This window comes from Vibrio sp. E150_018 (assembly GCF_053544035.1).
Window position 1 is genome coordinate 208836 of record NZ_JBHGNY010000001.1, and the last position, 25933, is coordinate 234768.

At 40.3% G+C, this 25933-nt stretch carries 21 protein-coding genes; 13 read left to right on the forward strand and 8 right to left on the reverse strand.

What is annotated here, in order from left to right:
• Positions 1-176: 176 nt before the first annotated feature.
• The 4 genes from xdhA to guaD all read left to right on the forward strand — a co-directional run bounded on the left by xdhA (position 177) and on the right by guaD (position 6407).
• On the forward strand, positions 177-1673 hold the full coding sequence (xdhA, locus tag ACE3G9_RS00980; protein ID WP_449218197.1) for a xanthine dehydrogenase small subunit: 1497 nt from the start codon (positions 177-179) through the stop codon (positions 1671-1673).
• On the forward strand, positions 1666-4086 hold the full coding sequence (gene xdhB / locus ACE3G9_RS00985) for a xanthine dehydrogenase molybdopterin binding subunit (RefSeq protein ID WP_449218198.1): 2421 nt from the start codon (positions 1666-1668) through the stop codon (positions 4084-4086). The genes xdhA and xdhB overlap by 8 nt, the downstream gene beginning before the upstream one ends.
• A gap of 29 nt (positions 4087-4115) precedes the next feature.
• Entirely contained in the window at positions 4116-5000 is an 885-nt protein-coding gene (xdhC, locus tag ACE3G9_RS00990) for a xanthine dehydrogenase accessory protein XdhC (RefSeq protein ID WP_449218199.1), read from the forward strand.
• An 87-nt stretch (positions 5001-5087) separates the two neighbouring features.
• Positions 5088-6407, forward strand: coding sequence for a guanine deaminase (gene guaD, locus ACE3G9_RS00995; RefSeq protein ID WP_449218200.1), 1320 nt, complete (start codon positions 5088-5090; stop codon positions 6405-6407).
• A gap of 151 nt (positions 6408-6558) precedes the next feature.
• On the opposite strand, the gene ACE3G9_RS01000 is transcribed toward guaD, so the two are convergent.
• Positions 6559-7149: an outer membrane beta-barrel protein gene (locus tag ACE3G9_RS01000; RefSeq protein ID WP_449218201.1), complete on the reverse strand. Its 591-nt coding sequence runs from the start codon at positions 7147-7149 to the stop codon at positions 6559-6561.
• Between the two features lie 235 nt (positions 7150-7384).
• Between ACE3G9_RS01000 and ACE3G9_RS01005 the strand changes: the two genes are divergently transcribed.
• From ACE3G9_RS01005 to ACE3G9_RS01020, 4 genes are all read left to right on the forward strand, one after another.
• A complete protein-coding gene (locus ACE3G9_RS01005; RefSeq protein WP_449218202.1) occupies positions 7385-8428 on the forward strand; it encodes a phospholipase A in 1044 nt (347 codons plus the stop codon).
• Between the two features lie 153 nt (positions 8429-8581).
• A complete protein-coding gene (locus ACE3G9_RS01010; protein ID WP_417881110.1) occupies positions 8582-9064 on the forward strand; it encodes a YehS family protein in 483 nt (160 codons plus the stop codon).
• 108 nt (positions 9065-9172) lie between these two features.
• Complete coding sequence (locus tag ACE3G9_RS01015) at positions 9173-10117, forward strand: hypothetical protein (RefSeq protein ID WP_417881111.1); 945 nt, start codon at positions 9173-9175, stop codon at positions 10115-10117.
• A 138-nt stretch (positions 10118-10255) separates the two neighbouring features.
• Positions 10256-11461 (forward strand): HPP family protein, encoded by a 1206-nt coding sequence (locus ACE3G9_RS01020; RefSeq protein ID WP_417881112.1) that lies wholly within the window; start codon positions 10256-10258, stop codon positions 11459-11461.
• Positions 11462-11521: 60 nt separating this feature from the next.
• On the opposite strand, the gene ACE3G9_RS01025 is transcribed toward ACE3G9_RS01020, so the two are convergent.
• From ACE3G9_RS01025 to ACE3G9_RS01035, 3 genes are all read right to left on the reverse strand, one after another.
• Entirely contained in the window at positions 11522-12553 is a 1032-nt protein-coding gene (locus ACE3G9_RS01025; protein WP_449218203.1) for an AbrB family transcriptional regulator, read from the reverse strand.
• Between the two features lie 117 nt (positions 12554-12670).
• Complete coding sequence (locus ACE3G9_RS01030) at positions 12671-15739, reverse strand: efflux RND transporter permease subunit (RefSeq protein ID WP_449218204.1); 3069 nt, start codon at positions 15737-15739, stop codon at positions 12671-12673.
• Positions 15736-16902 (reverse strand): efflux RND transporter periplasmic adaptor subunit, encoded by a 1167-nt coding sequence (locus tag ACE3G9_RS01035; RefSeq protein WP_449218205.1) that lies wholly within the window; start codon positions 16900-16902, stop codon positions 15736-15738. The genes ACE3G9_RS01030 and ACE3G9_RS01035 overlap by 4 nt, the downstream gene beginning before the upstream one ends.
• 215 nt (positions 16903-17117) lie before the next feature.
• Here ACE3G9_RS01035 and ACE3G9_RS01040 point away from each other — a divergent pair, with 215 nt between their 5' ends.
• Positions 17118-17747: a TetR/AcrR family transcriptional regulator gene (locus tag ACE3G9_RS01040; RefSeq protein WP_449218206.1), complete on the forward strand. Its 630-nt coding sequence runs from the start codon at positions 17118-17120 to the stop codon at positions 17745-17747.
• Positions 17748-17849: 102 nt separating this feature from the next.
• On the opposite strand, the gene ACE3G9_RS01045 is transcribed toward ACE3G9_RS01040, so the two are convergent.
• Complete coding sequence (locus ACE3G9_RS01045; protein ID WP_449218207.1) at positions 17850-18707, reverse strand: NAD-dependent epimerase/dehydratase family protein; 858 nt, start codon at positions 18705-18707, stop codon at positions 17850-17852.
• A gap of 343 nt (positions 18708-19050) precedes the next feature.
• On the opposite strand from ACE3G9_RS01045, the gene ACE3G9_RS01050 reads away from it, so the two are divergent.
• Together ACE3G9_RS01050 and ACE3G9_RS01055 are read left to right on the forward strand one after the other, a co-directional pair.
• A complete protein-coding gene (locus ACE3G9_RS01050) occupies positions 19051-19452 on the forward strand; it encodes an ATP-binding protein (RefSeq protein WP_449218208.1) in 402 nt (133 codons plus the stop codon).
• Between the two features lie 110 nt (positions 19453-19562).
• The gene (locus ACE3G9_RS01055) at positions 19563-21035 is read left to right on the forward strand and encodes a coniferyl aldehyde dehydrogenase (protein WP_449218209.1); all 1473 of its coding nucleotides are present in this window, start codon (positions 19563-19565) and stop codon (positions 21033-21035) included.
• A gap of 194 nt (positions 21036-21229) precedes the next feature.
• Here ACE3G9_RS01055 and ACE3G9_RS01060 read toward each other — a convergent pair whose 3' ends face one another.
• On the reverse strand, positions 21230-21892 hold the full coding sequence (locus ACE3G9_RS01060) for a DsbA family oxidoreductase (RefSeq protein ID WP_449218210.1): 663 nt from the start codon (positions 21890-21892) through the stop codon (positions 21230-21232).
• A gap of 109 nt (positions 21893-22001) precedes the next feature.
• On the opposite strand from ACE3G9_RS01060, the gene pxpB reads away from it, so the two are divergent.
• Positions 22002-22754 carry a 5-oxoprolinase subunit PxpB gene (gene pxpB, locus ACE3G9_RS01065; protein WP_449218211.1) on the forward strand — a complete coding sequence of 251 codons (753 nt, stop codon included), beginning with the start codon at positions 22002-22004 and terminating at the stop codon, positions 22752-22754.
• Positions 22751-23722 (forward strand): 5-oxoprolinase subunit C family protein, encoded by a 972-nt coding sequence (locus ACE3G9_RS01070; RefSeq protein ID WP_449218212.1) that lies wholly within the window; start codon positions 22751-22753, stop codon positions 23720-23722. The genes pxpB and ACE3G9_RS01070 overlap by 4 nt, the downstream gene beginning before the upstream one ends.
• 195 nt (positions 23723-23917) lie before the next feature.
• On the opposite strand, the gene ACE3G9_RS01075 is transcribed toward ACE3G9_RS01070, so the two are convergent.
• On the reverse strand, positions 23918-24784 hold the full coding sequence (locus ACE3G9_RS01075) for a DMT family transporter (RefSeq protein WP_417881125.1): 867 nt from the start codon (positions 24782-24784) through the stop codon (positions 23918-23920).
• 556 nt (positions 24785-25340) lie between these two features.
• Entirely contained in the window at positions 25341-25730 is a 390-nt protein-coding gene (locus ACE3G9_RS01080) for a GreA/GreB family elongation factor (RefSeq protein ID WP_417881126.1), read from the reverse strand.
• Positions 25731-25933: the final 203 nt, after the last annotated feature.

Sequence of the window (25933 nt, forward strand, 5' to 3'; positions counted from 1 at the left end):
TTTTTTTATATCTTAAAATCAAAGTGTTGCAAAATTGTTTAAAAAATGTGATCACCAAAACTTGACCATTGAGTCAAGAAATCCAATACTTAATGCAAAGGAAGTGAGCTATAGGTTAAACGGCACGATAAAAAACCGTTCTCCAATAGCGAATAAGTGAGCACAGGAGAAGCACTTTGATTACGTTTTTACTCAATCAAACACTGAAGCGTGAAACCAATATTTCACCAAATATGACAGTGTTAAATTACTTACGTACCGAGTTACATAAAACTGGCACCAAAGAAGGGTGTGGTTCTGGTGATTGTGGCGCATGTACTGTGGTACTTGGCGAGCTTGTGGATGGCAAGTTGCAATACCGTAGTGTCAATTCATGTTTGACCTTTGTGTCATCATTACACGGAAAGCAATTAATTACGGTCGAAGATCTTAAAAACAAACAATCACTGCACCCAGTACAGCAGGCATTAGTGGACTTTCATGGTTCGCAATGTGGTTACTGTACACCGGGCTTTATTATGTCGATGTTTGCTTTGAGTAAGAACAAACCAAGTGCGGATAAAGAAGATGTGATGGAATCATTGGCAGGCAACCTTTGCCGCTGTACTGGTTATCGTCCTATTGTTGATGCAGCTTTATCGCTAAGTTCAGACCAACCTTTGCTTGATCAATTTGCCGAACTTGAGCAAAAAACCATCGCCAAACTTGAGAAGATTGAATCCAAAACCGCACCGTTAGTATTGGGCAATTTAACGAGTTTCTCACCAACGACCATTGATGAATTAGCCGAATTGTATGATCGCCATCCAAAAGCAAAACTGGTCGCTGGTGGTACTGATCTCGCTCTAGAAGTTACGCAATTCCACCGTGAAATTGAAACACTGATTAACGTTACTGGCGTTACGGATATGAAAACTATTCATGAAACTGAACAAGATATCGTGATTGGTGCCAATATGCCGATTAGCGATTGTTACGCCACACTAGCCAAATATTACCCTGATTTTGGTCACCTACTGCATCGCTTTGCATCATTACAAGTACGTAACCAAGGCACTATTGGGGGCAATGTTGCCAATGCGTCTCCTATTGGTGACACGCCCCCTCTCCTTATTGCGCTTAATGCCCGCCTGAAATTACGAAAAGGGCAGCAGGTTCGAGAAATTCAAATTGATGAATACTTTATTAATTACAAAGTAACGATTCAGCAAGAATCTGAATTTATCGAACAAATTATTATTCCTAAGCCTGATGATCTTGAAAATAATAATAAGCAGCAGTTTTTCAGCGCCTATAAATTATCAAAGCGCATCGATGATGATATTTCTGCAGTCTGTGGAGCGTTTAATTTCACCATTGAAAATGATGTGGTGATGGATGCTCGCGTGGCATTTGGCGGAATGGCAGCAACGCCAAAGCGGGCCGAGTTATGTGAAAAAGCTTTAATAGGAAAAGCATGGGATAAAGCCACTGTCGAAGCAGCTATGGTGCAGTTAGATCAAGATTTTGAGCCACTGTCTGATTTTAGGGCCAGTAAAGAATATCGCTCTAAAACCGCCTGCAATATGCTTCTACGTTTTTTCCTAGAGCAACAAACCAAGGTCATGTCACAGCAAAACAGTCATAACTTTAAGCAACATAGTATTGAAACGAGGGTCACGTCTTATGTCTAATCATTCTCCAAAATTAAGCTATGACGAGCTACTCGCACAATATAATCAAGATCTGAAAACCGGCGTAGGTAAAGCCGTTAAACATGATAGTGCCGATAAGCAAGTGTCTGGCGAAGCGGTTTATATTGATGACCGTTTAGAGTTCCCAAATCAGCTGCATGTCTATTGCCGTTTAAGCACCGAAGCGCATGCCAAGATTGTCAGCATCAATACCGATCCTTGTTACGAATTTGAGGGTGTTGAAATTGCCATCACCAGTAAAGATGTGCCGGGTGAGTTGGATATCGGTGCAGTATTTTCTGGCGATCCATTATTAGCAGATGGGGTCGTGGAATATTACGGCCAACCGATCATTGCGGTGGCAGCAAAAGATATGGAAACCGCACGTAAAGCGGCCTTAGCGGCTGAGATTGAATTCGAACCACTACCGGCTATTTTAGATGTTAAAGAAGCGCTCGAGAAAAAACACTTCGTACATGAAACCCATGTGCAACAGCGTGGTGATTACCAAGGTGCGCTTGCCTCAGCCAAACACGTATTAGAAGGCGAGCTAAATATTGGTGGTCAAGAGCATTTCTATTTAGAAACCCAAGCCAGTAGCGTCGTACCTGCCGAAGATGGTGGGGTGATCGTTTATACCTCAACGCAAAACCCAACTGAAATCCAAAAAGTGGTGGCAGAAGTATTGGGCGTTGCGATGCACAAAGTCGTGGTAGATATGCGTCGTATGGGCGGTGGCTTTGGAGGGAAAGAAACCCAAGCCAATGCGCCAGCTTGTATTGCCGCGGTAATTGCGAGCTTGACTCAAAAGCCGACCAAGATTCGCTTGTGGCGTAATGACGATATGATCATGACCGGTAAACGTCATCCATTTTATAACCAGTATCGTATTGGCTTTGATGAGGATGGACGCATTCATGGCGCAGAATTAATCAATTCAGGTGATTGTGGTTATTCGATTGATTTATCACATTCAATTGTCGACCGTGCAATGTTCCACTCGGACAATGCATATTACCTAGGTGATGCCAAGGTAGTGGGTAATCGCTGTAAAACCAATACCGCTTCCAATACCGCTTACCGTGGTTTCGGTGGCCCGCAAGGCATGATGACCATTGAACACATCATGGATGAAATTGCCCACTATCTCGGTAAAGATCCGCTGGAAATTCGTAAAGCAAACTACTACGGCGGAGAAGGGCGAGATACCACTCACTACTATCAAAAAGTAGAAGATAACTGCTTACTCGACATCACAGAAGAGCTAGAAAAAACCAGTGAATATCAAAAACGCCGTAAAGAAATAGCGGAATTTAATGCCAATAGTCCAATCTTGAAAAAGGGGATTGCATTAACCCCTGTGAAGTTTGGTATTTCATTTACCGCAACGTTCTTAAACCAAGCCGGTGCGCTGATTCATATTTATACCGATGGCAGTATTCACCTGAACCACGGTGGTACAGAAATGGGGCAAGGTTTGAATACCAAAGTGGCGCAGATTGTCGCGCAAGAGTTCAGTGTCGATATTGACCAAATTCAAATCACGGCAACCAATACCGACAAAGTACCAAACACCTCGCCAACCGCAGCGTCATCGGGTACGGATTTGAACGGTAAAGCAGCGCAAAATGCGGCGATGACGATTAAAGCACGTTTGGTTGATTTCGCTGCAAATCACTACAAAGTAACCCCAGAAGAAGTCATATTCAACAATGGTGTGGTGGAAGTACGCGACCAATTGATCCCATTTGCTGAATTTGTCCAGCAGGCGTATTTCAACCAAGTATCGCTGTCGAGTACGGGATTCTACCGCACACCGAAGATTCATTATGATCATGAAAAAGCTCGCGGTCGTCCATTCTATTACTTTGCTTATGGTGCATCATGCTCAGAAGTGGTTGTCGATACCTTAACCGGCGAGTACAAAATTCTACGTACTGATATTTTGCATGATGTTGGTGCATCGCTAAACCCTGCGATAGATATTGGCCAGATAGAAGGCGGCTTCATACAAGGTGTGGGTTGGCTGACGACCGAAGAATTGGTGTGGAATGAAAAAGGGCGCTTAATGACCAGCGGCCCGGCAAGCTACAAAATTCCGGCCATTGCTGATATGCCAATCGATTTTAGAACCAATATCGTGCAAAACCGCAGCAATCCAGAAGATACCGTGTTTAACTCGAAAGCCGTCGGTGAACCACCATTTATGCTAGGCATGTCAGTGTGGAGCGCACTTAAAGATGCCGTGCATGCGGTAGCCCTTGAGAATGCTCAAGAAGGTGAAAGAGTCACTGTACACCTTGATACGCCAGCCACACCAGAGCGAGTGCTATGGGCAATGGAGAAGGCGAGAGCAGGGAGTTCTACGTCGGCGACAAGTATTGCGACTGATACTTATCGTGTGCAAGCTTAGCTTCGAGACACGATAATAAGGAAATTATTATGAGCGACCATCAAAAGCACAAAAATCCAGGTAGTCAAGTCTCCTGGATCCAACAACTCGCCTTGTTAGAGCAACAAGGTGAAGAGTGTATTTTGGTTTCCGTATTGGAAGACAAAGGTTCAGTGCCTCGTGACGCTGGAACTAAGATGATCGTCACTCGCAAAGAGCTTTATGCCACGATTGGTGGCGGTCACTTAGAGCACCTTGCCACAAAAATGGCACGTGAAATGTTGATGAAAATTGGTAATGGACAAACGGATAATACAATCCATATCGAACGCTTTAATCTAGGCGCACGCTTAGGGCAATGTTGTGGCGGTATGGCAACCTTGAGCTTTGAACCAATTGGTTTTAATCAACATCATCTCGTGTTGTTTGGGGCAGGGCATGTCGCTAAAGCGTTAGTGAACATTGTGCAAACCTTACCATTCAAAATTACTTGGATTGATGAGCGTGAAGCTGAGTTTCCAGCGCAGCTTGCCCCGAATGTTCATAAGCGAGTCAGTGATGATCCGGTAGGTGAAATTAAGCATATGCCAGCCAATAGCTACTACCTAGTGATGACGCATAATCATCAGCTTGATTTTGATTTAGCGCGTGAAATTTTAACGCAAGATAGTTTTCAGTATTTTGGAATGATTGGATCTCAAACGAAACGCAAAAAGTTTGATATGCGGTTAAGTCATCGCGGCTTTGAGCAAGATATGATTGAAAAAATGCAATGCCCAATTGGGATTTCAATGGTAAAAGGGAAGCATCCTGCGGAAATTGCGGTTTCAGTAGCGGGTGAGTTAATTGCCCATTATCAAGGCGAAACATTGGAAGCCAAACGACCAATAACGTCTCGAGCATTAGATGGTCAGCTAATGAAAAATAGCGCATGAGAATATCGGGCGATAAGCAAGAAAGCGCCTAATAAGCAAAATAGTAGCTAAGCAATAGGCAAAGGATTGAAGAAAAGGAATCAATGAATGTCACAAGTTAAAACCGGTTATCGCAGTTCTATTATTCAACTGATTGCTGACCCAGGTGAAGTGGGTGTCGATCAGGCTTACCGTTATTTTGAAGACGGTTTGCTCGTGGTTGAAAATGGTTTGATTACCGATGTCGGTGATTATGTTGAAACGCTGGCTAAGCAAAATGGCGAGCTAGAGATGGTCAACTATCAAGATAAAATCATCACAGCAGGGTTTGTTGATACCCATATTCATTATCCTCAAACCGGTATGATTGCCTCTTATGGCGAGCAACTTCTTGATTGGCTAGAAAACTACACTTTTCCTGAAGAAGAGCGTTTTAAAGATCCTGATTATGCCGCTAAAGTAGCGAAAATATTTTTAGATGAACTAGCCACCAACGGCACGACCACTGCATTAGTTTTTGGTACCGTGCACAAACAATCGGTTGATGTGTTTTTCCAAGAAGCCAAGCGCCGTAATCTACGGATGATCGCCGGTAAAGTATTAATGGATCGCAACGCACCAGACTACCTCACCGACACACCAGAATGCGGTTATCAAGATTCAAAAGAACTGATCGAAAAATGGCATGACAATGGCCGTTTATCTTATGCGGTAACACCACGCTTTGCACCGACCAGCTCGCCAGAACAACTCGATATGGTGGGTAAATTGTTGCAAGAATACCCTAGTGTTTACATGCACACGCACTTATCGGAAAACAAACAAGAAATCGAATGGGTGAAATCTTTATTTCCAGAGCGAGAAGGCTATTTGGATGTGTATGATCACCACGGATTATTGCACCCAAGATCGGTCTTTGCTCACGGAGTACATTTATCGGATTGCGAATGTCAGCGTTTGTCAGATACGGGTTCTGCGATTGCGTTTTGTCCAACCTCAAACTTATTTTTAGGCTCAGGTTTGTTTGATTTAAATCGCATTGAAGAGTTTGGAGTTCGAGTTGGAATGGGAACGGATGTGGGCGCCGGTACGTCATTTTCATTGATGCAAACCATGAGTGAAGCTTACAAAATTATGCAGCTACAACAAAAGAAACTGCACCCGGTTAAATCGCTCTATCAAGCCACACTCGGCGGCGCGAAAGCTTTATATCTCGATGATAAAATTGGTAGTTTAGAAGTTGGAAAAGAAGCGGATTTTGTAGTGCTAGAACCCAGTGCTACCACATTAATGAAGTTTCGCATACAGCAGGCCAAAACCTTGGAAGAGAAGCTATTCGTATTAATGAGCCTAGGTGATGACCGAACCGTACATGCGACGTATATTTATGGTGATTTAGCTTATAAGGCTTATACCCTTCGTACTTGAAGCTTCAGCTTTGTTGACAGCGTTCATTCACCCCTCTGTGTCTTTATGAAAGAAAGCCATAGGCGAGCTATGCTCATGGGGCCTCATTCACTTGTCGCCTCACTGTAACTTCAACTACTTTGGGTATAAACGTTCGTTTAATAGAAAACGTTTAAAAACGAAATACCATACCAACGTTAGACTGGAATTGGTTCATCCAGTCGGACTCAAATTTAATATAACAATTGCTTGAGTTTTGGTTTGCATAACAGGCACTTTGTGAGTCGTTATCGACGATTGTGCCTAACCAACGTATTTGTCCAGTTATCGCAATGTTGTCGGTAAATTTATACTCTAATCCAGTGTAAATACTGGCTGCAAAACCATACTTGTTATCTGCCCAATCCACATCGGTATAAGAACCACCCAAACCTACCCCAACATAACCTAATGCATCATTATTGATTGGCATATTCAAGCGACTTTGTAGCATCAAATATTGGATTGAAGAGTCATGATCCAAAGAGTCCAACTCATTATCTTGATAGGAATAGAATAGTCCGATCTGGCCATTTTCAACCGGCACTTCAATGGATAAGCCGTAGCTCTCGCTTCCTTTTAGATCATATTCATTGCCATTGGAGTCTTTGACTTCGCCGCCTAGTGTATAGCCAACCATTGGCGTAATAATCATATCAGCATGAGCGGTTGTCGAGGTCATGGTCGCGGCTGCAACAATTAATAACCAGTTTCTATTTTTCATTGGAAAATCCTAATCACATTCCATTGTGTTTTATTCGCCTTACAACTTTAATTTGCTTTAAAAAAACGGTGAAGTAAAACTGTCCATGCTTTGGTAGCGATTAACTTCACAAGTTACCTATTAATAATAGGTAAAATAATGTTTGTCTTTTGTGATAAATAACGGTCATTTATATAATTTATTAATCTGACTTGATATGCTGATTTGATTTTTAAATACTGAACAAGGATAAGTCATGAGACTGAACTCGCTGCAAGTGTTGTTGTTCAATGTGTGTTGTGTGTCACTGGTATGGGCAGAAGATCTAGAACCATTAAGTCAAGTGTCGGAAAATCGTGTGCCGAGCGGATATGATTTGTGTTTATTAGATAAAATTAAACAGCAACAAGGCGATCAAACGGTTCAAAGCATCCGTGATGAATGCCAATTGGACGTGGTTTCTCAAACTGATTCGCCGGATAACAAACAAGAAAACTTAGCGGTTAATCGTTTCGAAACCGAGCGTAAAACTGCCTTTGAACCTTTTGTGATCACCGCTCACCGTTTGAATTACCTTTTACCTATGACTTACAGCGATAATATCAATGACAAGGCTTATGAAGGTACTGATTGGTCGGAAGGGCTTGAGCATGCAGAAGCGGAGTTTCAAATTAGTTTCAAAGTGCCTTTAAATTATTCGGACCTAATGTTTGAAGGCGATGGCTTATTCTTTGGCATGACATTGAAATCATTCTGGCAGGTTTATGCCGATGATATTTCTCGCCCATTTCGTGAAACCAATTACCGACCAGAGCTTTTTTATGTGACTCCAACCGCTTGGACACCATTTGGTAGCACCACTGCATTTGGCGTGGGTATAGAACATGAATCTAACGGACAAAGGCAGGATTTATCTCGTAGTTGGAATCGCATTTATACTCAATTTTATTTTGCTAAAGATAACTTCTTAATTGTGTTGCGACCTTGGTGGCGTATTCCTGAAAGTGAGAAAAGTGACCCTAATGATTCAAGTGGTGATGATAATCCCGATATTGAAGACTTCATGGGACATTTTGAATTAACTAGCGTGTATAAATGGAATGATTTAGAGTTTTCTTTCTTAGGTCGTGAGAACTTTTCGACCCATAAAGGCTATGCTGAATTAGGTTTAACCTTTCCTATTTGGGGTAAAGTTCGTGGCTATGCGAAATATTCTTCTGGCTATGGCAGTAGCTTAATTGACTACAACCAAAACCAACAAAGAGTAGGTTTAGGGATCGCCATTACAGGGATCTTATAAGTTTACTGCTGCAAAGAGGGGTCTCATTAGCGGGCTTATTATTAAATAGATAGGTAGCTATCTGTAACTCTGTTAAAATGAAGGAGTATTCTAGGGCTGTCAGATGTGCAGCCCTTCTTTGATTGAAATGACTATTTTACCTTAGGAACGATTTTGACTAATAACGACATTTTACGCCGTATCCGCTACGCTTTTGATTTTAAAGATGCTGAGATGATTGCCATTTACGCTGCTGCTGATCATGAAGTTTCACGTTCACAAATCAGTGCTTGGCTAAAGAAAGAAGAAGATGCGGATTTTGTAAAGTGCACCGATAAAGAGCTAGCAGTTTTCCTCAATGGTTTAATTAATACTAAACGCGGTAAGCGGGAAGGTGATCAGCCTCAACCGGAAAACCGTTTAACTAACAATATGATTTTCATGAAGTTGCGTATTGCATTGAATATGAAAGCAGAAGATATTTTAGAGACGCTGAAATTGGTCGATTTCAATTTAAGCAAGCACGAGCTAAGCGCATTTTTCCGCAAGCCGGACAACAAGCATTACCGTGAGTGTAAAGATCAAATTTTACGTAATTTCTTGTTTGGTGTGCAGCGTCAATTGCGCCCGGAACATACTGCTGAGTTTGAAGATTAAGAAGTATTGTATTTCCAGTACTTGGATCTAAATTTAAGGGCTGATAACCTGCATTTTTTCAGGTGACTTCAGCCCTTTGTCATTTCAGTCTCTCAATAGGCTTTTCTTATGTCTCAATATACTTACATCGATATCCCATTCAATTTCAGACATACCTGCTGGTTTTGTGGCGAGCCAGCTGCCAAGGCTTTTGATTTACCGAGAAATCCGAAAAATATTCACTTCTTAACCCATGGACCAATGAGCATCCCTGCTTGTGAGGAATGTGCAGCCATTCGAGTCGCCAGTGACGTATCTTCGATTTGGGCAGTGCGAGATCACGTAAAGCGTTCTTTAATGGATAAGTATTCAGATCACCTTGCTATCGGACAAAATTGGACCGAACAAGAACTGCAAGAATCTGAATTCTCAGGCGCATTACTTGGTGGTTTTGGCGAAAGTGCTTGGAAGATGTATGAAATCGCCAGAGATCGCCTTTCTTATCAAGGTTGGACCGTCGCGATTGATAGTATTCCGGTAGAAGGTGAAGATGAAACCTACGGCTTTGAGTTCGATGGTGTACGTTATATGTCGCTTAATACTTGTATCGAACACCTGATCAAATCATTGCGCTTGGATAAAGAGTTATTACCAAGCTTAGTAGACCTGCTAGGGCCTGAAAAACTCGATTACGCGCTAAGAATTGCCAAACTTAATAAAGCGATTATTGGTTACCAACGAGACAAAATTCTCGATGAAGTTCGCCAACAGCTTGACGATCAACAAGAGATCGAAAGACAAGCCAGTTTCGCTGGGGACTACTCCCGAGTAGAAGCTGTTCACGTGGGAGATGGCATGGCAACAGTGGAATCCATTCAATGGGCACTTAAAAATCAGATCATGACATTACCGGTATTATGTCAGCAAGAAGACGCATTTTTTGACGATTTTTCTCACTTAGGTGGCCCACAATGTTACTTAAATTATTACGGTTTGCAGTTATATTTTGAAGCAAGACAAAATCCGCAATGGGTGCAAGATAATGATCCCAATGCCGAGTGGTTTCTGGAATAGAGGTTTTATAGAGAAGGGCAATTTACAACAAAATCAGCCTGAAATAATGGATGAAAAATTGTTTAGTATGCATTTTTGTTGATGATGTGTTACTAGATTGTATAAGATAGTGCATTATTCAAAAATAGATACATTTAAATGCACTCTTTCGTTCAGAAGCTTTCTTATCATAGTCAAAAAGTTTTTTCTCGATTATTACTACAACTTGGTATTAATCATGCTAGTACTCAGGCTATTTCAACTATTCCTCTTGCTGAGCGAATGAAAGTTGCACTAACCGCATTCATTGCTATTTTCATTGTGGTGTTGGTGAGTCAGCAAGTTCAAGGCCAAGATGCCATGTTGGTGTTACTCGGTTCAATGGGGGCTTCCTCTGTTATCTTATTTGCTCTTCCTAGTAGTCCGTTAGCTAAACCTTGGCCGTTTTTGGTGGGTCACTCCATATCGGCGATGATTGGTTTTGTTTTAACGTTTTTCATATCTGATTTAGCTTTGCTAGCTGCGTCAACTATTGCTTGTGTGTTAATGGTGATGTACATCTTTGAATGTATGCATCCTCCAGCAGCAGCCACCGCTTTAGTGCCCGTGCTTGCCGATCAATATATGGATGTCGAGATTAATATTTTCTATCCCATTCTGATTAATATCGCCGTGTTTTTCATCACCAGTCAGTTGCTTAATCGTTTGATTATGAAAAGGCGTTGGCTAGTACCTAAATCGCATTATGATCCGGTACATCTGCATAACGACCACACACCATTGAAACGCCTAGGGCTACAATCCGAAGATTTAATGCAAGCGATTAACAGTTTTGACAGTGTATTAGCGGTCAGCCAAGAAGAATTAGAATCGATTTACCAACAAGCACAGAAACTCGCTTATCAACGTCGTAGTGGTGAGATTTTAAGTCGAGATATTATGTCTGCTGATGTCATCACGGTAAAGGAAGATACATCACTTGGTTTGGCGTGGAAAATCTTACACAAGCATAAAATCAGTATGTTACCTGTGGTGAATGAGGAACGTGAATTGCTTGGTGTGATCTCTAGTGTCGACTTTTTGAAAAACTTATCCGTGCCAAGCTATGCAGGATTACTGAAACACTTGAACCGTATGCTGGTTAAACGTAAGCACCGAAAAGAAGTGAATAATAAAGTAAAGGATTTGATGGTAACGGATGTGATCGCCGTGAAAGATACCGACCATATTGTAGCGCTGGTGCCTTTGCTTTCTGATATCGGCTTGCATCATATTCCGGTATTGGATGCTGAACAGAAGCTATGTGGCATCATTACTCAGTCTGATTTGATTGGTGCGCTGTATTCAGTGAATCAGAAATCGTAATGTTATTAACAAACCTTTCTCGCGATAAGGCTTCAATTATCAAACTGAGTAAATCTACCCTCAAACTCTTTTATCTTCCGATAGCAAAGAGTGACCTAAAAAGGCTGGCAGTAAATAGAGTAGGGTGAGTCGAATAATATGATTCATCATTACAAAAGCCGGTTCTAATCCTAGAAGTATGGCGACTGCGGTCATCGACTCTAAGCTGCCCGGCACCCAAGATAGAGCCAGTACCGAAAAGGAAGTATTGAGCAGTTGGCTAAAGATAAATGCCATCACTAAAGTGACACCGCAACTGAGTAGCGTCACCATCACGCCCGAACGAACACTATCGATGGTTTCTTGCAGTGTAATTCCTTGCATTCTGAGTCCCACAAAGCCACCAATCAGAGTCATTGAAATCAGTAAGAAGAACTCCGGTACTTGGTAAGTGTATTGGGGGAATACTGAATTTAACCCTGCGGTGAGCAGCATAGCAGTTAACATAAATGGCGCCGGTATGCCGATTTTATCGAGTAGTATTCCAGCGGCAAGCGCGGCAAGGCTAATTCCAAATAACAGCAGATAAGAAGCGCTGTGTAGTTGGGTGAGTAACTCTGTCGGAACCTCGGTTGACGCATGATTAAATATTGCAATAATACTGGCGAGAACCATTAAAAAGATCAATCGAATTGAGTGGGTGAAAATTACTCGATAAGATGGTTTTTCTTGCGCATCGGTCATCACAATTATTGCAGCCAGAGCACCGGGAACTGCGCCGAGAAAAGCTTCTGTACGACTCCAGTTACAACGTTTGGTTAGCCAGAAATAGCCAATAATAATCTGGCTAGTCATGCAACATAAAAGACCAATTAAGACGCCAATACTTAAACTTGAAAACCAATCATTGATATTGATGATTGCACCGACGCTGATGCCTAGCACAATTTGAATCACCGTGAGCATCTGTTTGGGAAATGAGAGTTTTGGATACACGCGACCGGCAATCAAAACCGCCAGCATTGCCCCGAGCATTTCGCCAATAGGGATGTGGGTTAAATAGCCAATTAACCCACCGAGTAGTGCAATAATAAAAGTCATCAAAGTTGGCATGTTGAATTCTGCATCGTAGTCAGTCACTTAGGCATAATATAAAGAAAATATACCTTCTGTGTCATATTATTTAGCTTTATCTACAGATTCAACACTGCTTATGTTAGGTACTTACCGTTATTTTTTCGACTGGCGATGTGCAAGATAAAATAAGGTTGGTACTAAATAAAAAGATAATAGGGTAGTGAGTACGGTTCCACCGGCTATTGCAATGGCAAATGGCGGCCAGAAACCGCCACCGGCGAGAATTAATGGAATGAAACCACCGACGGTAGTAATGGTGGTTGAGCTAATATGTCGACCACAAGATACAACACCGTGAACAATGGCAGGTTTATTAGCTTCGCAAGCTTCTTTATTTTGTTTTAACTCTGCTAGTATGACAATTGCAGCATTGACGGCTAACCCGACCACTCCGAGTAGACCAATAATTACGGTAAAGCCAAATGGATAGTTAAAAATATAAATAGAAAATAATCCTAATCCTGATGATAAAAACCCAACTAAGAAGATGATTGCACTGAGTTTAAAAGAATTAAATGAGATGACTACTACGACAAACATTAGGGTGAAAACCATTAATAAATTTGACATTAGTTTGGCCACGGAATCATCGCGCTCTGAAGACTCACCTCCAATTTCTACCCAATAGTTAGCTGGGAGGCTTTCAATGTATTTGTTCAGTTTTGGTGTGAATAAATCTAGTGCCGCTTGTGGGATCACGCCAGATTCAACATAGCCTTCAATCGTATTTAAGCGTAAGCCATTGAGGTGGGGGATTTCACCTGTCGTGGGTACTAAAGTAAATTCGGCTAATGACGACAAACTGATCCCTACATCATTATTTGGGTGTGGAAAATAGAGATTTTTTAGTTGAGACAAGTTCTCCCTTTCTGTGTCATTTACTCGTACTTTTATGGGTATTGATTCGGTACCATCGATATAAGAACCTTGCTTTATACCGGTTAAAGAAGCATTTAATAACTGAGCGATCCCTCTTAAAGTAAAGCCTTGAATATCTGCTTCATCTTTAATGGTTACTTTTATTTTTGGGGCACCGGTTAATAAGGTTTCTTTGGTGTGGGTGACAAATGGTGTTTGTGCCATTAGTCGTCGGATATTTTCTCCGTAGGTTTTAAGTTGGTCAAGATTGGGACCAAACACTCTGACTTCGATAGGGGCATTAAATGGAGGACCTTGCTCAAGTTTTCTCACTAGAATTTGTGCTTGTGGAAATGCTTTGTTTACTTGACTTTGAATGATCGGAATTAAGCGATTGGCAGATTGATAATCACTGACTTTCACCATCGCTTGGGCGAAATTAGGCGTGTTCATTTTACCGCTGAGCATATTGTAATAAAACGCCGGAAAGTTCTCTCCAATCATCCAATTTACTTGTTCAATTTCAGGGTTGATTTTTAGTAATTTGCTGACTTCTTTAGCAGTATCCTGAGTAGCGTAAATGGTGGATTGAGGTGGCATATAAACTTGAATTTCAAACATGTCTCTATCGGCTGGTGGAAAAAACTGCGTAGTGAGGTGCCCCATAAAATAGAAGCCTGAAAGCGGTAAAATAAGCATAATAATGATGGTTTTAAATGGTGAGGTTAATGACCTGTGAATCGATCGAGCAAACCAATGACTAAGAGAAGGTGTCGATATCCCTGTTTGATACCATTTAAATGCGATACTTTTCCCATCTACTTTCATTGTTTGAGGGAAAAATCGACCAGCCAAGCTCGCAATTATTGTATGGGCGATGATATAAGAGCTGATTAATGAAAATGAGACGGTCATGGCAATGGCACTCACAAATTCACCAGTGGCACCTGGCATTAAAAATATGGGGGCGAAAGCTAAAACAGTGGTTAATGTGGAGCCCAATAATGGAACCCAGAGTGCTTTAACCGCTCGATATGAAGCTTGTAATTGAGTTACCCCTTTTTGCCGTAAGCTCTGTATGGTATCGACCATTACAATAGTGTTATCAACCATGATCCCGAGCGCGACAATTAACCCTGTGACAGACATTTGATTAATCGGAATACCGGTGAAATTCATCATTGCCAATGTTGAAAGCGTTGTGAGTGGTAACGATATTGCGACAATGACAGCACCTCGCCACCCTAAGGTAAAAAGGAGAACTAATAAAATCAGGCTAAGTCCTAACAGCATACTTTGTATCAGGTTAGATAATCTCGTTTCAGTGTAACCTTGTTGGCTGAACAGCTGTGTTAGCTTGATATTACTCGGTAAGGATTGTTCAAACTGAGTGAGTTTCTCGTTGACGATATTAGTCCATAAATCCACTCGCCATTCTGGTAGCATGCGAATGGCGACGATAATACCTGGTTTACCATCGATTAATGCAATATTGGTGCTGGGATAACGAGCGTCATGCTTTATTGTTGCAATGTCACCTAAGCGAGTGATGTCACCATTTTTAGTGGTATTAATAGGGAGCCTTCTTAATGAATCCAGTGAGTCTGTTGCGGTATTTAATTCTAATGAAAAGCGGTGCTGTCTATTAAATATTTCACCGGCGGAATTTTTTGCATCACCACTTTGAATTTGATGACTTAAACTTAAGGCTGAGGCTTTCAACTGACTGATATTCGATGAATGAATATTGATGAGGATTTCTTCATCGGGATTGCCATATTCATCGACAAAATCAGTACCTGTTAGATTACGCATTTGCATTGCTAATTCTTTTGCGTAACGGTTAATCGTTAGTAAATTAGCGGGACTATCATGCTGCCATGTTAAGGCTGTGAGTATGGTGAATGCATAGGTGTGGTCACTACTGAATATAGGTTCATTCACACCTGAAGGCAGTTTTCTTGAGGCATCATCTAGTTTATCTCGAACTTTCGACCATATAGGTTCTGGAGCCGTGACTTGGTCATGTAACTCAATCGTTAAACTTGAGACCCCGTCTTTTGATACTGATGAGATTTCTTTTATTTCGCTGATCCCTTTTAATATGGTTTCGACTGGCTCGGTAACCAGCACTTCAACTCGTTGCGCCGTTGCTCCTGGGAATAGGATGTTAACGTTGGCAAAGCGATTGCTGATGATGGGATCTTCAATTCTAGGTAGTGAATATAAGGCGGCACTGCCTGATACAATCAGTATAGCAATGAGTAATATGAGAAGGCGAGAATTGGCTAATATGGCTTTCATTGTTGAGCCTCCAATGCACCTTGATTTGATGATACTGATGACAACACTGGCTCTTTAGTGGCAATAGAAATGTCTTGCCCAGGGACTATGCGGTGTAGTCCCTCAGTGACAAGTTTTTCATTATTATAAATTGCTCCACGAATATAGGCTTGATGGCTATTGGCGTAAATAATCTCAACGCTGCGTCGCTCTGTGGTTAAGTGATCTTTATTCGACACTATTACATATACGTTCCATGTCCCTCTGATGCCATTAGTCAATGCAGATAACGGTACCCAAAAGCCGCTGATGGGTTGTGATTCTTGAAAAATTAAGTAGCCAATTTGACCATTCATCCAATGTTGAGTTTCTGGCAACTCGAAGTGTAAGTTTACAGTTCTGGATTGTTTATTAACTTCGGCCTCGGGGTTAATTCGTTCAATTGAGTAATGTTGATCATTTATATCAACTTCAAATTGAGTCTGTTTAGCCAATGCTGAGCGGTATTTAGTGGGAATGCCAACATGCAATTCGGGCTTTTCATCGGAGAGTAAGGTGATAGTAGGTGAGCTAAGAGTGACAATATCACCTAATGAGATAAAACGGGAGCTAATCACACCAGAGTAGGGGGCGGTTAAAATCGATTTTTCTTGTTCTAATAAGTTTGCTTTGAGTCTTTCATTAAGTTCTAGGGCATTTGCTTTTAGGACATCAATTTGGCTTGTCAGATCATCAATATTTGCATCCGAGCTGAATCCTTTACTTTTTAAGTGGTTTTGACGCTGAAGTTTTTTGTTAGCCAAATCTAACTCAGCTTTGATTCTACTTTGCTGAGCCTGAATTTGCTTTTGTTGACTTTCTAACATATCGGTATCAAGTTTTATCAATACCTGTCCCTTTGACACCTTGTCACCGACTTGTACGTGAATGCTTGATATTTTTCCGCTACGTTCAAAGCCTAAATTTGCTTGTTGACTAGCAGAAACCAAGCCAAGAAAACGATTAGTAATGGAATAGCTGTTTTCTTGGTGTAAAATTGAGACAGCTACTGCCATTGGTTGATTATGCTTTGTAGTGTAAGAGTTAGCTTTAGAAGTAGTAGGCGGTTCAGGATCACTTTCGGTGCATGCAGAGAGTACTGAGACAGAAGCTGTCATCACGAATATTGTAGTACAAATTTTCATTGGGTGCTTTCCTTAGCAAGTGTTTACTTGCCATTACTTGAGGTGAATTTCCATGTTCTGAGTCTTAATAAAGTTCATCTCAAATAAAAATATAAGTAAATGTTGACAGTGTCAACATTGGTAAGGGTATTAATTAAACACGGTGAGCAATAGGAGTGAGTTAACGGCAGCTTTTTGTAGAGTGATTATTGGGGATTTTTAGTAAGGAACGAACATTGCCAGAGTTTATTGAGAAGAAAAAAGGTTCGAAAAATACATCGAGTTATCATCATGATGATTTGCGTTCTAAGATTATTCTTGCAGGTGTGAAAAAGTTAAAATCTGATGGAATTCAATCTATTACATTACGTGGTATTGCTGCGGAGTTAGGTGTATCTCGCACTGCACCATATCGCCATTTCAAAGATAAACATGCCTTGCTCTGCGCTATTGCTAGTGAGGGCTATACTCGCTTTACACAAAAGCTCAAACAAGCCAGTGATTTATATCCAGAGTCTCAACCTCAAGAAAAATTACAAGCGGTTGGCAAAGCTTATTACGAATTTGCAGCTCAATATCCGGAATATTATAAACTGATGTTTAGTTTATCGAACTTACAATATTCTTCGGATCCTGAGCTTGAGCAGAACTCACAAGAGTCTTTCCAATTTCTTTGTGATCTTTTGTTGCTATGTCAGAAAGAGGGTGTCGTCAAGCAGGAGGATGTGATGTTACAAGCACACTTTGTATGGGCATCTTTACATGGTTATTGCAGTTTGATTTTTGACCAAGAATGTAGGCAAATTCAACCATTGATTGATGCACAAGCTTATTTTTTAACGAAGATTATTACCGCTATAAAGTGAATATTAGTCGTTAGTCATGATTTTAAGCGGTAAATATAACGGTTAAGCCGAAGCCGCTCTTTTATGATTTTATTTCAACATTGGCTATTTACGTTACCTAGACTACTGGTGAGGGTTCAATGCTAGTAAGTCTGAATATTTTAATGCAATATCAAGACATTCAATGCTTTGCTGTGCATTGATTCTTTTATTGTCTTCGCCATTTTTGACAAACAGCGGAGCCGGTAAACCAAGTTGTTTCGCCATGGCTTGATAATATTCTTCACGGCTAGGGTGCGAATAAGCTGCTAAGTGAAGTATTTTTTGAGATGGCCAGTGATTTATGATCGAATGAATGGCGGTGATTACATCTTCTTGATGGATCAAGTTTACTGGCGTTAATCCATTTTCTAAAGGTTGACCTGTGGATTCATAGCGTTTGACAATATGCTTGGTTGGATGACGATCTGACCCAATTAAACCGGATAAACGCAGCACGACTAGGTTTTCTTGCCACTCTTCCCTTAACCAATTTTCTAACCATACATGAGCATGACCAGATTTCGTATTCGGTGCGGTTGGTGTGTTTTCGGTGATCTCGCCTTGGCAATCGGCATAAACGCTTGTGGTACTGATAAACAATACCTTTTTAGCACCAGCTTGTTTGGCAATATGCGATAAGCTCTGTATTTTTAGTTTGAAATCTTCGGCACTATTAAGGTTGCGACCTGGTGGTATATTGATCACCAGTAGATCTGAGGCAAAAGTCTGTTGCAGAGCGGTTTGCTGTTGATTGTTTAGCTGGTTTTCATCCACAGGTAAAACTAAAGGCAAACCTTGAATGCCAAAGGTCGCTAATGCTTGAGCGTCGATATGAGATTGCTTAGTGCCATAGACATTATAACCTTGCTGGACCAGAGATTTTGCCAATGCAAGCCCAAGCCAGCCGCAGCCACAGATGGTGATTTGTTGTTTATCCATGTCGTTTTTCATCCAAATTGAAGTTTATACCCTTCGTACTTGAAGCTGTAGCTTTGTTAACGGTGTTCATTCGCTCTAATCACATAGACGAGCTATGTTCATAGGGCCTCATTCACTTGTCGCCTCACTGCAACTTCAATTACTTTGGGTATAGACCATATTAGTAGGTCACTATGTCTCAAACCATTAATGATTTTACTGTAAAAACTTTGATTGATAGTGAATTGATCGAGCAGAAAATGCAATGCAAAGAGTGGCTTTATCAATTATGGCAAAATGTCGACTCAAGAAGATATTGATGCTTTAATCGAAAAGTATCAACTTGAAGGTTGGGATTAATCCGTTGTCAGAATCAAAGAACGCCCAAACATTAATGCTTATTCGAGGTTTGCCGGGTTCGGGGAAGTCCACATTAGCGAAGCAATTATCTCAAGAGCAAGGCTCTGTGCATTTAGAAACAGATATGTACTTTGTTGAGGCGGATGGCGAATATCGTTTTAACCCGTTAAAGCTCGAACAAGCGCATCAATGGTGTCAGCAACAAACCGCACACTATTTAAAACAAGGACAGTCAGTGATTGTGTCGAATACCTTTGTTTGTCACTGGGAAATGAAAGCCTATAAAGAGATTGCTAAGCATTGTCAGGTTGAACTAGTGATCCATGTATGCAAAGGAAACTATGGCAGTATTCACGATATAGAGATGACTACCATCGCCAAAATGAAAGCTAAGTGGCAGCCGTAGTCATAGTTATTAGTATATATCCAAAGTAATTGGGGTGAGTGAACGCTGTCAACAAAGCAGTAGCTTCAGGTACGAAGAATATAAGAATTCAGTCAAGGAGCAGATAAAGAATGCATCCAACTATTAAGCAAATTGAAGCTAAGCAAATTGAAGCATTTTCCAATGACAGTCATCAAGTTGTTCGAACCATGTTACAACAAGTGCTGCATGATCAAAAACAAGCTTTTAATCAGCATGGGCAAGAAAGTTACGAAGAGCGTAAAGCCTATTTAGAAAACTTAAAACGTCTATTAATGGAAAATCGTCAGGCCATTTCTGATGCGATTAATAAAGACTATGGCAATCGCTCTCACCATGAAACCTTATTTGCTGAAGTGATCACGGTTGCTGATGATATTTCATCGACCATTAAACATCTCAAAAAATGGATGAAGGTTCAAAAGCGTAAAGTGGATCATACGGTATATTTTGGAGCGAAAAATAGAGTGATTCCACAAGCTGTTGGGGTCGTGGGTTTTATCGTGCCTTGGAACTTTCCGATTAATTTAAGCTTTGCTGGCTTATCTGCTGCTTTTGCTGCGGGCAACCGTGCCATGGTTAAAATGTCGGAAAACTCGATGCATTTAACGGAGCTATTGAAAGAGTTAACACCAAAATACTTTAAACCAGAAAAACTCCAGTTCTTCACTGAAACGGGTGTAGTCGGGATTGAGTTTTCGAAACTTCCTTTTGATCATTTGATGTTTACAGGATCAGGTGCAACAGGGCGTAAAGTGATGGCCGCCTGTGCCGAAAATCTTACCCCAGTCACGCTTGAATTAGGTGGAAAATCACCAGCGGTTATCGATCCTAATTATTCGATGAAAAAAGCCGTAGAACGCATTATGTTCGTTAAACAATTCAATGCCGGACAAATCTGTACCAATGTTGACTATGTTTTTGTGCATCAAAGCCAACGCGAAGACTTTATCAAGACGGCACAAAAATGGGTGAAGAAACATTGCCCTGATATTCAGCATAAAGACTTCACATCAATCATTGATGATACCGCTTTCCAACGTTTAATTGATACGGTGGAAGAGGTTAAAGCCAAAGGTTCAATCGTCATCAACTTAAGCGAACAGGATGCGGATGCCACGACTCGTAAATTTCCTATGATGCTTATCTTAGATGCCCGTAATGATACAAGCATTGCACAAAGAGAAACTTTTGGACCTATCTTGATGGTGAAAACTTACCAGCAACCGGAAGAAGTGATTGATTACATTGTACAACGTGATCGCCCGTTAGCTTTCTATCCATTTAGTAATGATAAGGTGCTGGTGGAGCGTTATATAAAATCGGTGTTGTCTGGAGGGGTGAGTGTGAATGATGCGCTGTTCCATGTTGCTCAGCATGATTTACCGTTTGGCGGTATTGGTGGCAGCGGGATGGGGCATTATCACGGTTACGAAGGTTTTTTAACTTTTTCCAAAATGCGTCCAGTGTTCTATCAAGCCAATTTCTCTTTTATGAAGTTTATGGCGCCGCCTTACGGGAAGTTTGCCACCCGCGCGATGGATTTTATCGTCAAAAGAAAGTAATACCAATCAAATTAATCAGCGAGTCAGAAATTGCGTAAAAAAAGCTTTGAGAACAAGGTATAAATATTCAATAAGTACTCTACAATCAAAATTTATAACGAAGTTATCGGAGTTTTAGCAAGCAAGAATGATCAGATAATGAGTGCAATTGGTCTATTAATATTCAGTTGAATCGTAGCTATTGTCTGGAGAGGTTATTTTTCAGAAGAACCGTCATCAAGATAATGCTTCAATATTTCTTCATAGCTTTCGACGCTTTGCGCACCAGTTAAGCCTTTTTGATTGTTAAACACAATCGTTGGCACACCAGAAATATCCATTTCACGCCATTGGTCTTCAATTACATCTAGCTTATCGTGTTCAGCATTATCATGTAGGTAGGCGATCATTTCATTGACTTCTAAGCCCACTTTTTCACCGATACTCAATAATATGTCAGTATCAGAAATGTTTTTTCCATCAGTAAAGTAAGCGGTGAAAAGGGCGATTTTAAGCTGAGTTTGTAATCCTACGGAATGGGCGTAGTCTAATAGAATATGACACTTGCGAGTATTGTAGATTCGGGTTTCGTCGGTAAAGTTAAACTCGAAGCCGACAGATTGTCCAAACTCGATTAAACGTTGTCGGTTTTGTTCACTTTCTTCGGCTGAAGCGCCATATTTTCTCGCAATGTGCTCACGTAAATTTTCGCCTTCTGGTGGCATATCTGGATTTAACTCAAACGGATACCATTCAATATCGATACGATCTTGCCAGTTGTTTTTAACTACGGCATCTTTAAGGTGTTTAACCCCAATGACGCACCATGGACAAACTACGTCGGAAATAATATCTATTTTGAGTTTTGAATTAGACATACCACTACCTTGTCGGAAATTTTAAAATTCGATTCATTATGAAAGATCCAATGCTACAGTCAAGTTGTAAGTGAGCGGATAAGGTGGCAAGTAAAATGCAAGGAATCGCATGAAAACACAAATAATCAGCGAAAATACTATCATGGTCTATTTTACTAGCACCATAGATGTTGAAACCTCAGAGAAAGTGACTCAAGCCCTCTATACTTTACAAAGCTCTCTGGGCGATTTTATTCTTGATGCAATTTCTTCTTACCATTCGATTCTTATTACCATTGATATTCTGCAAACGAATATGAGTGATTTTCAGCAGCAAGTTGAAGCATTACTTAATCAGCCCCTTTCCACTTCTAGGTCGTTACAGCATTTAGAGATCGAATTACCCGTTTATTATGGGGAAGAAGTAGCGTTAGATGCGACTGAAATTTGTAAACATAGCGGTTTGTCATGGACAGAAGTAATCGAAGTACATAGTCAGACAAGCTACCGCGTTTATGCGATTGGATTTGCACCAGGCTTCGCTTATTTAGGCAATTTAGATAGTCGCTTGCAAATACCGAGAAAACGCACGCCACGGGCCAAAGTACCGAAAGGTAGTGTCGCGATAGCTGAACAGCAAACTGCCGTCTATCCTAAAGTTTCACCTGGTGGTTGGCACATTATTGGCCGTACGCCAATCTCGCTGGTGGATTTTGAGCGAGATAATTTGTCGCTGTTTTATATTGGTGCACAGATTCGCTTTAAAGCTATTTCACGTCAGAAGTTTCTCGATATGGGCGGAGATCTTGATGAAGATCTGGCTCTAGCTGGGCTGCTTGATTCAAGTCGATTGTCTGATAACGATAAGAGAGTGAAATTATGACATTAAAAGTACTCAATGCTGGCCCATTAAGTTTGCTACAAGATACCGGACGAATGGGGTTTCAAGGAATAGGCGTGGCAGTTGGTGGGCCGATGGATGAACATGCTTTTCATTGGGCAAATCACCTGCTTGGTAATGATGTGAATGCCGTACAAATTGAAATTACGTTAGGTCTGTTCCAATGTGAGTTTAGTCAGCCGACACAAATAGCGCTGACTGGTGCGAATATGTTTGCTGAGCTAGATGGCGAGCAAATTCAACCTTGGGCCAGTTACCACGTAAAAACAGGTTCTATTTTGAAATGTAAAACGGTCCGACAAGGCATGCGCGCGTATTTAGCCATTCAACATGGTTTTGAAGTCAATCAAGTATTAAACAGTTGTTCTACTGTAATGCGTGATGAAATTGGTGGTTTACATGGCAGAGGCGAGCCGTTAACTAAAGGTGATGAAGTTTCTTATCGTGCGGCTGAGCATGATCTATTGCGTCAAGTTCCAACAGAGTTTATTCCGCAGTATCCAGAATTAACTGCGACAACGACCCCTTGCATACTAGATATGATTGCCACTTATCAATATGAACAGTTTTCTAAAGCCGCGCGACAGCAGTTTTTTAATAGCACTTATACTGTCAGCCCTAACAGTGATCGTATGGGATATCGATTATCCGGTGATAGTGTTGAATATTGCGGTGAAAATTTAATTTCCGAAGGTATTACATTTGGTGCGATCCAAATTCCGAGCGACGGTCAACCAATCGTGTTAATGGCCGATCACCAAACTATAGGCGGTTATCCTAAAATCGGCTGCCTAACAAGAATAAGCATCAGTAAACTTGCCCAATGCTCACCGGGTACAAAGGTTCAGTTTCAGTTAGTTGGACGAGAGCAAGCAGAACAGCAATATCGAGAAATGTTGAGATTTTTTATCAGGGGGGAGGTAAAAACTTCATCATTGACTCATCTTTAGCTTCAAAGCAGTTTTGTGTAATCAATGCCATTTCTAACAAGCCTAAGCGAGAACAGTCATCTACTTATCATGTTGAGAATATTGGAATTATTTTTTATTCGTGTACGACTAAACATAAAGTGATGACAAATCACTTCCTCTCTTTAATGAGATTGGTATTAAAAAAGCTCACACTTAATCCTGAGAATAAGTTTGTTACTGGCTTAATCGTAAGATGAGAATACCGACAACGGCCGCTGTGATACCGATAACTTCTTGACGGGTGAAAGGCTCTTTTAATATTAAGCGAGTGTATAGCAAAATAATTAAAATATTCATTGCTGAAATTGCCGATACCAACCCCGTTGTGCCCAAAGAGAACGCACTTAATATTGCGACCATCCCGGCCATATTGGTTAAGCCGACTGCCATACCACAACCAAATGTTTTAAGTTCTGACCAAGAGCTTTCTTTGTTGTTCGTTCTAAAAATCGATCGACTTTTAAGCCAACTCATAGCAAATAGCAGGCTACCGAAACCAAACATTAAGGTTAGCGTGGCAAATATGTCAGCATCTAATCGAGTCGATTGTTTTCCTAACATGTCATTAAATGAAAAGCATAAGGCAGCAAGTAGCCCCCATTGCGCTCCTTGTAAGTTAGATAAGGAAATATCATTCGAATACCGGATAATATAAAGTCCAGAAAATATCACTGCAAAACCTATCATTTGTACAGTGGTTAAGGTTTCGTTCCACAATAAGAAAGCAAATAAGACGACAAATAAAGGTGGGAGCCCAGAAAGTACGCTGATCAATGAAGCTTTCCCCACCGAAAACCCTTTATGCAGAGCCGCGTTTGCCATAAAAGACCCAAAACCAAGGGCTAAACCAACACCAACCTCTGCCCATGATTGCCATTGTTCTTCGAGCATATACATGGCGATGCCACTAATGATAAATCCGACAAAAAATACTCCAAACAGCATCAAATCACGATGCAAATTTTGGCGTGATGTCCATTGGTACATGATACCTCTAGCCCCAAAAAAAGTGGCGGCGAGTAAGGCATAAACTATCCACATAATTGATTCTCTTTAAAAGTTTGGTTGGACGTCATGGTGATATATTTGTCAGTGTAATTGGGTTTTTGTTCTAAAAATCATTACCTTACACTAAGGGCGTCGATTGCTTACTTCTATCTTTAATAAGTATGAGATAAGCGTAAGTGCTCAAGCATTTATTGATTTTATAGGTCTTTATCATAAACAGTTATACCTCGTCATAAAAGATCGATAAACATTTAGATGTACTATAGATTCAATTGGTTATGTTTTTTTTGAGGATCAAACAACTCTGCCAAATCCGTACTGGTGAGTACACACAAAAAGCTGCGTTTAATAACGCAGCATAATAATGTATATAAATTCTATATGATTATCTCTTTCTTTTTTTTATGAGCCCTTCTAATTCTGACTCTCTTTTTTGTCTTCTTTTCTCTTTTAAAGTTAACGTTGGTTTTTTCTTTTCATTTCTAGACATGACATCACCTATTGATTAAATAAAAATTAACATTCAAGATTAAATTTAAAGCTTCAATAGAAAATTACCTCCATAAAAAGTTAACAATAACGATACTTGTTAAGAAACGATACTACTTATAGACTTTTCAGGTTTTACACAAATTATCTCATATCTTCTTGTTTTTCCTAATATATACAAATTAAAAGTATCATTAACCTCTAATCCTAATATAGACGAACCAAGTGGGGAATAGATGGAAATCAATCCATCATTAGGGTTGTTCCTTTTATTACATACTAGTATCATGTGAAATTTTCTATTTCGGCTTACATCGAATAAATAAACGCGATCACCAATTTTTATTTTATTTTTTAAAAAACCTCCTTTCGATAATAACTCAAGCTTATCTAAAATTTTAAGTAAAGTAGCAGGGGATTGAATGCTAAAAAAAACACTAGTAAGTAATTTGTATTCAAGGTAATAAGATAAATTATTAAAAATTTTCATTTCCACCCAACTGAAAAAGAGATTAGTTTTAAATTGCATTTTGTTTTAAATTTTACTTGGTTAAAACGCCATATAAAATTTCTTAACTAATTTAAATTCGCAAGAAAACTAACAGTATATTATGTTGGTAAGATTGTTTTCGTTTGACTTTTATATCAATAAGTTACATTTTCAATTATTTACAATAAAACAAATGGTTAGTT